The 12,648-nt window shown below is 64.4% G+C and carries 11 protein-coding genes; 8 read left to right on the top strand and 3 right to left on the bottom strand.

Going from position 1 to position 12,648, the window contains the following annotated elements; genetic code table 11:
• Positions 1 to 52 precede the first annotated feature (52 nt).
• Positions 53 to 2,095 carry a DNA topoisomerase IV subunit B gene (gene parE / locus AC0WRY_RS18480; RefSeq protein ID WP_211417183.1) on the bottom strand — a complete coding sequence of 681 codons (2,043 nt, stop codon included), beginning with the start codon at positions 2,093 to 2,095 and terminating at the stop codon, positions 53 to 55.
• 273 nt (positions 2,096 to 2,368) lie between these two features.
• On the opposite strand from parE, the gene AC0WRY_RS18475 reads away from it, so the two are divergent.
• The 4 genes from AC0WRY_RS18475 (at position 2,369) to argC (AC0WRY_RS18460) (ending at position 5,841) form a co-directional block, all read left to right on the top strand.
• On the top strand, positions 2,369 to 2,899 hold the full coding sequence (locus tag AC0WRY_RS18475; protein ID WP_194402242.1) for a DedA family protein: 531 nt from the start codon (positions 2,369 to 2,371) through the stop codon (positions 2,897 to 2,899).
• A gap of 224 nt (positions 2,900 to 3,123) precedes the next feature.
• On the top strand, positions 3,124 to 3,789 hold the full coding sequence (locus AC0WRY_RS18470; protein WP_194402241.1) for an FMN-binding negative transcriptional regulator: 666 nt from the start codon (positions 3,124 to 3,126) through the stop codon (positions 3,787 to 3,789).
• Positions 3,786 to 4,769, top strand: coding sequence for an N-acetyl-gamma-glutamyl-phosphate reductase (gene argC / locus AC0WRY_RS18465; protein ID WP_491120268.1), 984 nt, complete (start codon positions 3,786 to 3,788; stop codon positions 4,767 to 4,769). The genes AC0WRY_RS18470 and argC (AC0WRY_RS18465) overlap by 4 nt, the downstream gene beginning before the upstream one ends.
• Positions 4,770 to 4,794: 25 nt before the next feature.
• A complete protein-coding gene (gene argC, locus AC0WRY_RS18460; protein ID WP_194402239.1) occupies positions 4,795 to 5,841 on the top strand; it encodes an N-acetyl-gamma-glutamyl-phosphate reductase in 1,047 nt (348 codons plus the stop codon).
• Positions 5,842 to 5,860: 19 nt separating this feature from the next.
• Here the strand turns inward: argC (AC0WRY_RS18460) and AC0WRY_RS18455 are convergent, their stop codons facing one another.
• The gene (locus tag AC0WRY_RS18455) at positions 5,861 to 6,259 is read right to left on the bottom strand and encodes an MAPEG family protein (protein ID WP_063194325.1); all 399 of its coding nucleotides are present in this window, start codon (positions 6,257 to 6,259) and stop codon (positions 5,861 to 5,863) included.
• A 67-nt stretch (positions 6,260 to 6,326) separates the two neighbouring features.
• Positions 6,327 to 8,135 (bottom strand): PHA/PHB synthase family protein, encoded by a 1,809-nt coding sequence (locus tag AC0WRY_RS18450; protein ID WP_194402238.1) that lies wholly within the window; start codon positions 8,133 to 8,135, stop codon positions 6,327 to 6,329.
• Between the two features lie 253 nt (positions 8,136 to 8,388).
• Here AC0WRY_RS18450 and AC0WRY_RS18445 point away from each other — a divergent pair, with 253 nt between their 5' ends.
• From AC0WRY_RS18445 to glpX, 4 genes are all read left to right on the top strand, one after another.
• A complete protein-coding gene (locus tag AC0WRY_RS18445) occupies positions 8,389 to 8,664 on the top strand; it encodes a hypothetical protein (RefSeq protein WP_194402237.1) in 276 nt (91 codons plus the stop codon).
• Between the two features lie 215 nt (positions 8,665 to 8,879).
• Positions 8,880 to 10,100 carry an LL-diaminopimelate aminotransferase gene (locus tag AC0WRY_RS18440; RefSeq protein ID WP_194402236.1) on the top strand — a complete coding sequence of 407 codons (1,221 nt, stop codon included), beginning with the start codon at positions 8,880 to 8,882 and terminating at the stop codon, positions 10,098 to 10,100.
• A gap of 29 nt (positions 10,101 to 10,129) precedes the next feature.
• Positions 10,130 to 11,446 carry a homoserine dehydrogenase gene (locus AC0WRY_RS18435; protein ID WP_194402235.1) on the top strand — a complete coding sequence of 439 codons (1,317 nt, stop codon included), beginning with the start codon at positions 10,130 to 10,132 and terminating at the stop codon, positions 11,444 to 11,446.
• 85 nt (positions 11,447 to 11,531) lie between these two features.
• On the top strand, positions 11,532 to 12,533 hold the full coding sequence (gene glpX / locus AC0WRY_RS18430) for a class II fructose-bisphosphatase (protein WP_194402234.1): 1,002 nt from the start codon (positions 11,532 to 11,534) through the stop codon (positions 12,531 to 12,533).
• Positions 12,534 to 12,648 lie beyond the last annotated feature (115 nt).

The raw sequence follows: 12,648 nt of genomic DNA, 5'->3' as shown, positions 1-12,648 counted from the left end.
AAGAGCCCCGGCTTTGCCGGGGCTCTTGAGCTAATTACGACGCCGCCGAGGCTCAGACGTCCAGCAGCTCTTCGCTGGCGAACTCGGCCTTGTCCGAGATGAAGGCAAAGCGGGCCTCGGCCTTGGTGCCCATCAACCGCTCCACCGAATCTGCGGTGGTGTCGCGGTCGTCGGGCAGCAGGACCACCTTGAGCAGCGTCCGCTTGCGCGGATCCATGGTGGTCTCCTTGAGCTGCGCAGGCATCATCTCGCCGAGGCCTTTGAAGCGGTTCACCTCGACCTTGGCATTGGCGTTGAACGCGCTCTTGATCAGCTCTTCCTTGTGCTTGTCGTCGCGCGCGTAGACCGATTTCTGGCCGTGCGTCAGCTTGTAGAGCGGCGGCACCGCGAGGAAGAGATGACCTTCGTCGATCAGCTTCGGCATCTGCCGGTAGAAGAAGGTGATCAAAAGCGAAGCGATGTGCGCGCCGTCGACGTCGGCGTCGGTCATGATGATGATGCGCTGATAGCGCAGGTCCTCTTCGCGATAGTGCAGGAGCTGGCCGCAGCCGATCGCCTGCACGAGATCCGAGAGCTGCGCGTTCGCAGTCAGCTTGTCCTTGCCGGCGGACGCGACGTTGAGGATTTTTCCGCGCAGCGGCAGCACGGCCTGCGTCTTGCGGTCGCGCGCCTGCTTGGCGCTGCCGCCGGCCGAGTCGCCCTCGACGATGAACAGTTCGGAGCCTTCGGTGCCGGCATCGGTGCAGTCGGCGAGCTTGCCGGGCAGGCGCAGCTTCTTGCCCGCGGTTTTCCGCGCAGTCTCTTTCTCCTGCCGCCGCCGCAGCCGCTCCTCGGCGCGGTCGATCACGAAGTCGAGCAGCCGGTTGGCCATGTTCGGATTGCCCGACAGCCAATGGTCGAACGGATCCTTCATCGCCTGCTCGACGATGCGCTGTGCTTCGGCGGTGGCGAGACGGTCCTTGGTCTGGCCCTGGAATTCGGGCTCGCGCACGAACACCGACAGCATCACGGCCGCGCCCACCATCACGTCTTCCGAGGTGATGGACGAGGCGCGCTTGCCCTGGCCGACGCGCTCGGCGTGATCCTTCAGGCCGCGCAGCAGCGCGCTGCGCAAGCCGGATTCATGCGTGCCGCCATCGGGCGTGGGGACGGTGTTGGTGTACGACGAGAGGAAGCCGTCCGCATCCGCGGTCCAGGCCACCGCCCATTCGCAGGCACCATGCGCGCCGTTGCGGCCCGACTTGCCCGAGAAGATGTCGGGATGCACAAGGGTATCGGCGTGGATCGCCGCCGCCAGATAGTCCTTGAGACCGCCGGGGAAGTGGAACGTGGCCTCTTCCGGCACGTCCTCGACGCCCTTGAGCAGCTCGGGCGCGCAGTTCCAGCGGATCTCGACGCCGCCGAACAGATAGGCCTTCGAGCGCGTCATCTTGAACAGGCGCTGCGGCTTGAACGCGGCCTTGGGCCCGAAGATGTCGGTGTCGGGCTTGAAGCGCACGCGCGTGCCGCGACGGTTGTTGACCTTGCCGAGGTCCTCGAGCTTGCCCTTGGGGTGGCCGCGCTCGAAAATCATGCGATGCAGCTTCTGGCCGCGCGCGACCTCCACCTCGAGCCGCGAGGAGAGGGCGTTCACCACGGAGATGCCGACGCCGTGCAAGCCGCCAGAGGTCTCGTAGACCTTGGAGTCGAACTTGCCGCCCGAATGCAGCGTACACATGATGACTTCGAGCGCCGACTTCTTCGGGAACTTCGGATGCGGATCGATCGGGATGCCGCGGCCGTTGTCGGTGACGGTCAGGAACCCATCCGCAGTCAGCTCGACTCCGATGAAGGTCGCATGTCCGGCCAGCGCCTCGTCCATCGAGTTGTCGATGACCTCGGCGAACAGATGATGCAACGCCTTCTCGTCGGTGCCGCCGATATACATGCCTGGCCGGCGCCGGACCGGTTCCAGGCCTTCGAGCACCTCGATGTCGGCCGCGGTGTAGTCGGCTTCCCCGCCACTTCCGCGCGGCGCCGCCTTGGCGGCGCGGGGTTTCGGCTCGTCGCCGCCGAAAAAGTCGTCTTTTGCTTTGGGTTTCAACTGCTTGGACATATATCTTGATGCGCTTTGAGGGCCGCATGAGCGGCGAATCGATTAGGCGGACTATGCCACTTCTGTCTGGGAAAGGTTATCGCAGGGTGGGCCGGGCGGTGTGGTTGCGGACCAATACCGGCGATTTTACGCCGCAGGTGCTCCAATTCCCGGCAATTTGACCCGTCGGTCTACGGCGAGCTGAGGTTTGTGACTTGATGTCACACAAGTGCTTGGCTTACCAGTCTTTTTCATCGAGCAGCACCTTGAGACGGGGCGGGAAGGCTATTTTTGATGGAGCAATATGCGCACGCCCTGGCCGATTTCGTGCGCGTTCATCAGGCTTGGGCAGCTCCGATCGTGTTTCTGCTCGCCTTCGGAGAGTCGCTCGCCTTCATCTCGCTCTTGATCCCGGCCTGGGGCGCGCTGGTCGCAATCGGGGCGCTGATCGGGGCGAGCGGCATCAGCTTCTATCCGGTCTGGATTGCCGGCGGCCTCGGGGCGGCGCTGGGGGACTGGGTCTCTTACTGGTTCGGCTATCGCTATAAGGAGAAGGTCGCCGAGATGTGGCCGCTCTCGCGCTATCCGGGACTGCTGCCCCGGGGCGAGGCTTTCGTGCGCAGCTGGGGCATCCCCAGCATCTTCATCGGCCGGTTCTTCGGCCCCTTGCGCGCCTCGGTGCCGCTCGCGGCCGGCATCTTCGAGATGCCCTATTGGAGCTTCCAGGCCGCCAATTTCGTCTCGGCACTGGTGTGGTCCGCCGTGCTCCTGCTGTTCGGCGACGTGCTCGCCAAGATCATGGAATGGATCTGGCGGGTGATCTGACGCCCGAACCTTGACGGGAACCGGATCTCGCTCTATAGCCGCGCGCCATGATCAACGCCGCGACCATTCTGTTCGCCCGTCGCCGCCGCCGCAGTCTTGCGGTTTGGGCGGTCGATCGCGTTTGAGATCATCGTCTTTGCCGCTGGATCCGATCCGCGGCATTCTCTCTCCTGTCAGCGCGATCTGATCCGGCGGCCCCCAAGAAGGCCCAGCAGGAGACCACGATGTACACGCCACCCTTTTTCAAGCAGGACCGCGCTGCGAGCCTGAAATTCGCCGAAGAGCGCGGCTTCGGCACCATGTGCGCCTTTGACGGCAAGAGGCCGATCGCCTCGCCGTTGCCGTTCTATCTGACCTACGCCGCCGACGGCACGCCGCAGGCCGCGTTTCATGTCGCCCGTCACAATCCGCTGCTAAAGCTTGCGGGCGGCGATGCGTCCTGGCTGCTCGCGGTCAATGGTCCCGATGCCTATGTATCGCCCGACTGGTACGTCTCGCCGGACCAGGTGCCGACTTGGCTCTACCAGTCGGTGCATCTGAGCGGGCCCGTGCGCCTCCTGACGGATGACGAGCTGTCGGTGCAGATCGACACGCTCAGCGAGAAGTTCGAGACCTGGCTGCTGCCGAAGAAGCCGTGGACATCGGGCAAGATGACGGCGGGCCGGCTCGAGGCGATGAAGAAGGCGATCGTGGGTCTGGTCATGAATGTTGAAGAGGTCGAAGGCAGCTTCAAGCTCAACCAGCACAAATCCGACGCCGACTATGCGGCGATCGCCAATGCGCTCGGCGCCGGCGATGCCGACGCGAAGCAGATCTCACAATTGATGCGGCAGGCAAGGCCGCAGGTTTTCGCTGATGACACGAACATGCTCGAAGGAAGCGTATCATGAGCCTCGCTGACACCACCAAAGCCTCGACCACCAGCGCGGCCAAGAAGCCGGCCACCGTTTTCGTCGACGGTGGCTCCGGCACCACCGGGCTCGGCATCAACGAGCGGCTGAAGCTCCAGAACGACGTCGTCGTGAAGACCATTGCCGACGACAAGCGCAAGGACCCCGCGGCCAAGAAGGCGCTGATGGCGGAGGTGGACCTCGTCATTCTCTGCCTGCCCGACGATGCCGCCAGGGAGACGGTGGCTCTCATCGACAGCATGGGCGCCTCGGGGCCGAAGGTGCTGGACGCCTCGACCGCCTACCGGGTCGCGCCGGACTGGGCCTATGGTTTTCCCGAGCTGACGGCTGACCAGGCCGGCAAGATCAAGGCCGCCAAGAAGGTCTCCAATCCCGGCTGCTATCCGACCGGCGCGATCGCGCTCTTGCGGCCGATCGTCGATGCCGGCCTGCTGCCGGGCGATTATCCCGTCACCGTCAACGCGGTGAGCGGCTATTCCGGCGGCGGCAAGTCGATGATCGCGAGCTTCGAGGACGGCAGCGCGCCGTCCTTCGAGCTCTACGGCCTCGGCTTCGAGCACAAGCATCTGCCCGAGATGCAGCTCTATTCGAACCTGACGCGGCGGCCGATCTTCATTCCCTCGGTCGGCAACTATCGCCAGGGCATGCTGGTCTCGGTGCCGCTGCAGCTCGACACGCTGCCCGGCAAGCCTGGCGGTGCCGACCTGCAGGCCGCGCTCGCCAAGCGCTATGCCGGTTCGAAATACGTTTCGGTGATGCCGCTGCAGAACGAAGCGTCAAAGGGCGGCCGGCTCGAGCCGGAAGCGCTGAACGAGACCAATCAGCTCGAGCTCTACGTCTTCGCCAGCGACAAATATCACCAGGCGGTGCTGGTCGCCCGGCTCGACAATCTCGGCAAGGGGGCTTCCGGCGCGGCCGTGCAGAACATGCGGCTGATGCTGGGCCTGCCAGAGGCGTAACCGATCCATGTCGGAGGAGCGTGTGATGAGCACGAAGAAGATCGGCATTCTCGGCGCCTCCGGCTACACCGGCGCCGACGCGGTGCGCCTGTTGGCGCGACATCCGAATGCCGAGATCACCGCACTCACTGCCAATACCCATGCCGGCAAAACCATGAGCGAGGTGTTTCCGCATTTTTTCATGCTGGACCTGCCCAGGCTTGTGGAATGGGAAAAGGTCGATTGGAGCAAGCTCGATGCGGTGTTCTGCGGACTGCCCCATGGGACCACGCAGGAAATCATCGCCGCGGTCCTCGAGGCGAATCCCGGGATCAAGGTCCTCGACATGTCCGCCGATTTCAGGCTGCGGGACAAGAACACCTATGCGCAATGGTACGGCCATGAGCACCGAGCGCTCGAACTGCAGGGCGAGGCGGTCTACGGTCTTACCGAATTCTATCGCGAGAAAATCGCGTCGGCGCGGCTGGTTGCCTGTCCTGGCTGCTATCCGACGGCGGCGCTGCTCGCGCTGGTACCGCTTGCGAAGGCCAAACTGATTGACGTCGACGACATCGTCATCGACGCGAAATCGGGCGTTACCGGTGCCGGACGCGGGCTGAAACAGAACACGCTGTTCAGCGAGGCGGGCGAGGGGCTTTCGCCCTATTCGGTCGGTACCCACCGGCACGCGCCGGAGATCGAGCAGGAGATCGGCCTTGCCGCCGGCTCGACGGTGACGGTGAACTTTACGCCGCATCTGATCCCGATGGCGCGCGGCGAACTGTGCACGTCCTATGTAAAACTCAATGGCGCGACGCCCGACGATTTGCGGGCCGCACTCGAGCAGGCCTATGTCAACGAGCCCTTCGTGCATGTCGCGAAAAAGGGCGTGCTGCCGCAGACGCAGAATGTACGCGGTTCCAACTATGCGCAGATCGGTGTCGTCGCCGACCGCATCAAGAACCGGGCAATCGTCATCTCCACGCTCGACAATCTGGTGAAGGGCTCGGCCGGCCAGGCGATCCAGAACATGAACCTGATGTTCGGGTTGCCCGAGACGGCCGGGCTGGAGCAGATCGCGCTGTTCCCCTGACGTGAGGCGCGGCTCGCGTTCACAGCACCTTGAAGATCGCCAGCGCCAGCACGGCCTGGGCGAGGAAGCCGACGGTGAAGGCGAGGGTGCGGAATACCGGGATCCCGAGTGCGTAGACGATCAGATGCGCGACGCGGGACCAGAAATAGACGGCGCAGGCCAGCACGGTCCATTTGGTGGAATAGTCGATCGCGTTGAGGATCAGCACCAGCGGCGCAAAGAGCACGAGGTTCTCGACCGCGTTGTCATGCGCGAACATCAACCGGTTGGCCCATTCCGATTGCGGCTTGTCGCCGCGCGAGGGGTTGGCCATCGCGCCACTGAGACCGCGGACCTGACACCGGTTGATGGTGTAGGGAATCCAGAGGATCCCGGTCAGGATCACCGTCAGTGTCAGCCAGAACAATTCGCGCGTCATGGTTCGATCCCCTCTGTCGTCGCAGCTGTGTTGAGAGTGAGTCTATACAAAAGCGCGGAAGATTCCGCTATGCGCGGACCCTGACATAGCTGCCGGGCGCGTCCTCGATCGCCGGGAATGCTTCGCTTCCCGGCACGCGCGCGGGAACCTGCTCCGGATCGAGCTCGCCGAGCCATTGCCGCCAGTCCGGCCACCACGAACCCTTGTGCTCGACGGCGCCCTTCATCCATTGCGCGACGTTGGCGTCCTTGATGTTGTCGTTGGTCCAGTACTGATACTTGTTCGAGGCCGGCGGGTTGACGACGCCCGCGATATGGCCCGAGCCCGACAGCACATATTTCACGGGGCCGCCGAAGAACTGCGAGCCGTACAGCACCGATTCCGCCGGCGCGATGTGATCCTCGCGGGTGGCGAGGTTGTAGACGGGCACCTTGACCTTGGAGAGATCGAGCAGCGTGTTGTCGAGCACCATCGTGCCGGTGGAGAGCCGGTTCTCCAGATAGCAGTTGCGCAAATAATAGGAATGGTTCGACGCGGTCATGCGGGTTGCGTCGGAATTCCAGTGCAGTAGGTCGAACGCGCTGGGCTGCTGGCCCTTCAGGTAGTTGCTGACGACGTAGGACCAGATCAGGTCGTTGGAGCGCAGCATGTTGAAGGCCATCGCCATCTTCGAGCCTTCGAGCACGCCCGCCGCCTTCATGTCCTGCTCGAGCGCCGCGATCTGGTCCTCGTCGACGAACACCAGGAGGTCGCCGGCATGGGTGAAGTCGACCTGCGCTGCGAAGAACGTCGCCGACGAGACGCGCTGGCGGCGCTTCTCGGCCAGCCAGGCCAGCGTGGTCGCGAGCATGGTGCCGCCGACGCAATAGCCGGCGGTGTGCACCTTCATCTCGCCGGTGACCTTCTCGATCACGTCCATCGCCGTGAGCGGGCCTTCCTTCATGTAGTCTTCCCAGCTCTTGTTGCCGAGCCGCTTGTCGGGATTGACCCATGAGATCACGAACACAGTGATGCCCTGGTCGACGCACCACTTGATGTAGGACTTCTCCGGCTTGAGATCGAGGATGTAGAACTTGTTGATCCAGGGCGGCACGATCAGGAGCGGGGTGCGCAGCACCGTCTCCGTGGTCGGCGAATACTGGATCAGCTGCATCATCTCGTTCTGATAGATCACCTTGCCCGGCGTCGTCGCCATGTTGACGCCGACGACGAGGTTGTCCGGGTTGGACTGGCGGATCTTCAGCATGCCCTTGCCGGCCGCGATGTCCTCCGCCAGCATCTTCAGGCCACGCGCGAGGTTCTCGCCGCTGCTCGCCACGGTCTCGCGCAGCACCTCCGGATTGGTCAGCACGAAGTTGGACGGCGACAGCGCGTTGGTGACCTGCTGGACGTAGAACTCCGCCTTACGACGGGTCTGCGGATCGAGCCCTTCGGCATCGCGCACCAGCTCCTGCGCCCATTTGGTCGTGAGCAGATAGAGCTGCATGACGAATTCGAAGAACTGGTTCGACTTCCATTCCGGATCGGCAAAACGCTTGTCGCGCGGCGAGGGCGCGATCGCGGGCGGAACGTCCTGGCCGGCCATGCGGCGCACCGCCGAGCCCCAGAGGTCGAGGTAATCCTTGGCCAGCTTGGTCTGCAGATCGGACGAGCGGGACGTGTCCGACAACCAGTATTCGGCAACCGATGTGAAGGTCCTGACGACTTCGGCCAGCTCGGCCGGCGGGCGATCCTGCACCTCGCCGCTCTCGCGCGGCTTGAGATAGGCCGCGAGCGCCTTGCCGCCGCTCTCCATCGCCCGCGCGACATTCATCGCGAAGGCTTCCGCATCGAACTTCGTCTCGGGTTTGGGCGTATCGGTCGTGGCCATACTCATGAGCAGAACAGTAACGAGTCATTCCGTATTCGTCACCGCGAAGCTCGCATGTTTGACGTTAAACACGCTCCAAGATGTGCTGCACTGCGACAAATTTTCTTGGTTTTGTCACAATCGCGGTGCAACCCTCCCGTCGTGGGCCTTTGATGTTTTTCTCGCTCGTACCATTTGTGGGCAGCAATGGTTTGAGCTTGGGCAGGTTGTCGGGTTAGTGTGCGGCAGCTTGCATTGGGACGAGTAGGGGATTTCCCAAGTGTTGGCGTTGAGGGTCCTGCAAAGGTCGCTGCTGATCGGTGGCGCGCTTCTGAGCGTGGCATTTGTGTTGGGCGGTTGTTCGAGTCAATTCGCGGATATGACGCCCGCGGACGCGCAGGCGCATCCCAAGGAGCCCGGGACCTATCTGCCGGTGCACGACCTGCCGCCGGATCGCAATCAAGCGGTCATTCCGCCAGAGCAGCGCGCCAAGATCGAGGCCGAGCTCGCCGCTGCGCGCGATCGCCAGGCCGCCGCCAGCAAGGATGCCAAGTGAGGCGCTGCAAGGTAATCGCTGGCGCCCCCGCCTTGCCGTGCTAAAAGACCCCGGTTCAGCCGACAGTCAGGGCGAACGACTTCAGTCCGCGTTGTCGATGATTGCTCTAAGTATCTGATTTTGAGTAATTTTCGCGAGGAGACGGAACCCCTTTTCGAGTCGCCGTCCTGTTCCGTCGATTCTGTCCTGACCGGTTGCCCGGAGCCCAGAGAGCCATGGAAGAATTTTACCGCATCCGCCGCCTTCCGCCCTACGTATTCGAGCAGGTCAACCGGGCCAAGGCGGCCGCGCGGAATGCCGGCGCCGACATCATCGACCTCGGCATGGGCAACCCGGATCTGCCGGCCCCGGCGCATGTGCTGGAGAAGCTGAAGGAGACGCTGGGCAAGCCGCGCACCGACCGCTACTCGGCCTCCCGCGGCATCCCCGGCCTGCGCCGCGCCCAGGCCGGCTACTACGCCCGCCGCTTCGGCGTGAAGCTCAACCCCGACACCCAGATCGTGGCGACGCTCGGCTCGAAGGAAGGCTTTGCCAACGTGGCGCAGGCGATCACGGCGCCCGGCGACGTCATCCTGTGTCCGAACCCGAGCTACCCGATTCACGCCTTCGGCTTTTTGATGGCGGGCGGCGTGATCCGCTCGGTGCCCTCCGAGCCGACGCCGCAGTTCTTCGAGGCGGTGGAGCGGGCGATCGTGCATTCGATCCCGAAGCCGCTCGCGCTCGTCGTCTGCTATCCGTCGAACCCGACGGCCTATGTCGCGAGCCTCGACTTCTACAAGGACCTCGTCGCGTTCGCGAAGAAGCACGAGATCCTGATCCTGTCGGATCTGGCCTATGCCGAGGTCTATTTCGACGAGAACAATCCGCCGCCCTCGGTGCTGCAGGTGCCGGGCGCGATGGACGTCGCCGTCGAGTTCACCTCGATGTCGAAGACCTATTCGATGGCCGGCTGGCGCATGGGCTTTGCGGTCGGCAATGAGCGCGTCATCGCCGCGCTCGCCCGCGTCAAATCCTATCTGGACTACGGTGCGTTCACACCGGTGCAGGTCGCCGCGACCGCGGCGCTGAACGGCCCGGACGATTGCATCAAGGAGATGCGCGACACCTATCGCAAGCGCCGCGATGCGCTGGTGGAATCGTTCGGCCGCGCCGGCTGGGAGATCCCGCCGCCGGAGGCCTCGATGTTCGCCTGGGTACCGCTGCCGGAGGCCTTCCGCAGCGTCGGCAGCATGCAGTTCGCCACCCTGATGGTGGAGAAATCCGGCGTCGCGGTCTCGCCCGGCGTCGGCTTCGGCGAGCATGGTGAAGGATATGTCCGCATCGCCATGGTGGAAAACGAGCAACGGATCAGGCAGGCCGCGCGCGGCGTGCGACGCTTCCTTGAAAGCGGCATCGAAACGTTGCACAACGTCGTTCCGCTCGCCAATCGGCGTTGAGTTCTCTTCGGCAGGTTTTCTAAGTCATCATGGTTGCACCCCTGAAAGTGGGCATAGCGGGGCTCGGCACCGTGGGCGCCGAAGTGGTCCGTTTGATCGAAACGCAGGCCCGTGTGCTCGCGGGCCGCAGCGGCCGCGGCATCCGCGTCGTCGCCGTCACCGCGCGCTCGAAGGCGAAGAAGCGCGGCGTCGATCTGCGCGGCGTCGAATGGGTCCGGGATCCCTTGGCGCTGGCCATGCATCCCGGCATCGACTGCTTCGTCGAGCTGATGGGCGGCGCCGGCGATCCCGCGCTGTCTGCGGTGGAGGCTGCCCTCAACGCCGGCAAGTCGGTCGTCACCGCCAACAAGGCGCTGCTGGCCAAGCACGGCCTCAAGCTCGCCAAGGCGGCCGAAAAGCACGGCGGTGCGCTGAATTTCGAGGCAGCCGTCGGCGCCGCGATCCCCGTCATCAAGACCTTGCGCGAGGGGCTTGCCGGCACCGGCATCAACCGCGTCTACGGCATCCTCAACGGCACCTGCAATTACATCCTGACCCGGATGGAGCAGGAGGGCCTGTCCTTCGCGGAATGCCTCAAGGACGCGCAGCGGCTCGGCTATGCCGAGGCCAACCCGTCGTTCGACGTCGATGGTCACGACACCGCGCAAAAGCTCGCGATCCTCGCCAGCCTCGCCTTCGGCACGAAAGTTGCTCAAAGCGCGGTGTATGTCGAAGGCATCTCATCCATTGCGCCGGAAGATCTGCGCGCGGCGTCCGATCTCGGCTATCGCGTCAAGCTGCTCGGCGTTGCGGTGCGCACCGCCAAGGGCATCGAGCAGCGCGTGCATCCGACCATGGTTCCAAAATCCTCCTCGATCGCGCAGGTGATGGGTGTCACCAATGCGGTCACGATCGACGGCGAGGGCATTCCGCCGATCACGCTGGTCGGCCCTGGCGCCGGCGGCGCGGCCACCGCATCCGCCGTCGTCGCCGACATCGCCGACGTCGCGCGCGGCATCCGCGCCAATCCGTTCGGCCGGCCCATTGCCCAATTGCGCGACACCAAGAAGGCGCCGATGGAGCGCCACGAGGGCGGCTATTACATCCGCCTGCTGGCGCGCGATTTCCCCGGCACCGCGGCCGCGATCGCGACGCGGCTTGCGGAGCAGAAGATTTCGATCGAGTCGATCGTGCAGCGTCATCCCAATGGCGGCGTTGCGCCCGAGAACGGCAAGGCCGTCCCCGTGCCCGTCATCCTGATCACCTACGCGACGCATGAGGACGCCGTGCGCCGTGCGCTCGCCGCCGTGCAGAAGGACAAGGTGATCAGCGGACGGCCGCAGGTGATCCGGATCGAGAAGAACTGAGGCGGTTCGTTCGAACGAATCGTGGGCGTTGCGAATTGATGTGGGCAGAGAGAGTCTGCCCAGAACCGTTTGAAGGAGTTAGCCGATGTCGACCCATATTTCAGTCCCGCCGCAGGCATTGCTCGAGCGCATCCTGACGCTGGAGATCGTGCGGGTGACAGAGCGGGCGGCGGTGTCGTCGGCGCGGCTGCGCGGGCACGGCAACGAGAAGGCGGCCGACCAGGCCGCCGTCGATGCGATGCGGCGCGAGCTCAACAAGCTGCCGATCCAGGGCACCATCGTGATCGGCGAGGGCGAGCGCGACGAGGCGCCGATGCTGTACATCGGCGAGCAGGTCGGCCTCAAGGCGGGTCCCGAAGTTGACATCGCGGTCGATCCCCTCGAAGGCACCACGCTGTGCGCCAAGAACATGCCGGGCTCGATCGCCACCATGGCGATGGCCGACGGCGGCACGCTGCTGCACGCGCCCGACGTCTACATGCAGAAGCTCGCGATCGGCCCCGGCTACGACAAGGGCGTCGTCGATCTCGATGCGAGCCCGGCCGACAACGTCCGCCGCCTCGCCAAGGCCAAGGGCGTCAAGCCGGAGGGCATCACCGTTCTCGTGCTCGACCGTCCGCGCCATGCCGACATCATCACGAGCGTGCGCTCGACCGGCGCCGCCGTGCGCCTGATCACGGATGGCGACGTCGCCGGCGTGATCCATTGCGCCGACCCTGACAATACCGGCGTCGACATGTATCTCGGCACGGGCGGCGCGCCGGAAGGCGTGCTCGCCGCCGTGGCCCTGCGTTGCATCGGCGGCCAGATGCAGTGCCGCCTGATCCTCGATTCCGCCGAGAAAATCGAGCGTGCAGGCAAGATGGGCGTCAACGATCCCAAGATGATCTACGGCATCGAGGACATGGCGCGCGGCGACTGCCTGTTCGCCGCCACCGGTGTCACCACGGGGTCGCTGTTGTCCGGCGTCAAATTCCGCAAGGACGGCGTGATCGAGACCGAGACCGTCGTGATGCGCTCCGTCACCGGCACCGTGCGCTACATCAAGGCCGAGCATCGCGAGCTGGCGAAGTTCCATCTGGACTAAGCCAGGCAATAACAGCTGCCGTCATTCCGGGGCGACGGGACCGCGCCAGGCGCGGCCCGGAGAGCCCGGAATCCATCGGGCGGCAGACTCTGACGCTCAATGGATTCCGGGTTCG

Source organism: Bradyrhizobium sp. T-12 (genome assembly GCF_058314695.1).
This window is presented reverse-complemented; position numbering and strand designations above follow the sequence as displayed.

What these genes read in the sequence shown, in the direction of transcription:
- parE (WP_211417183.1), bottom strand. Translation starts at nt 2,095, where the DNA reads ATGTCCAAGCAGTTGAAACCCAAAGCAAAAGACGACTTTTTCGGCGGC.
- AC0WRY_RS18475 (WP_194402242.1), top strand. Translation starts at nt 2,369, where the DNA reads ATGGAGCAATATGCGCACGCCCTGGCCGATTTCGTGCGCGTTCATCAG.
- AC0WRY_RS18470 (WP_194402241.1), top strand. Translation starts at nt 3,124, where the DNA reads ATGTACACGCCACCCTTTTTCAAGCAGGACCGCGCTGCGAGCCTGAAA.
- argC (WP_491120268.1), top strand. Translation starts at nt 3,786, where the DNA reads ATGAGCCTCGCTGACACCACCAAAGCCTCGACCACCAGCGCGGCCAAG.
- argC (WP_194402239.1), top strand. Translation starts at nt 4,795, where the DNA reads ATGAGCACGAAGAAGATCGGCATTCTCGGCGCCTCCGGCTACACCGGC.
- AC0WRY_RS18455 (WP_063194325.1), bottom strand. Translation starts at nt 6,259, where the DNA reads ATGACGCGCGAATTGTTCTGGCTGACACTGACGGTGATCCTGACCGGG.
- AC0WRY_RS18450 (WP_194402238.1), bottom strand. Translation starts at nt 8,135, where the DNA reads ATGAGTATGGCCACGACCGATACGCCCAAACCCGAGACGAAGTTCGAT.
- AC0WRY_RS18440 (WP_194402236.1), top strand. Translation starts at nt 8,880, where the DNA reads ATGGAAGAATTTTACCGCATCCGCCGCCTTCCGCCCTACGTATTCGAG.
- AC0WRY_RS18435 (WP_194402235.1), top strand. Translation starts at nt 10,130, where the DNA reads ATGGTTGCACCCCTGAAAGTGGGCATAGCGGGGCTCGGCACCGTGGGC.
- glpX (WP_194402234.1), top strand. Translation starts at nt 11,532, where the DNA reads ATGTCGACCCATATTTCAGTCCCGCCGCAGGCATTGCTCGAGCGCATC.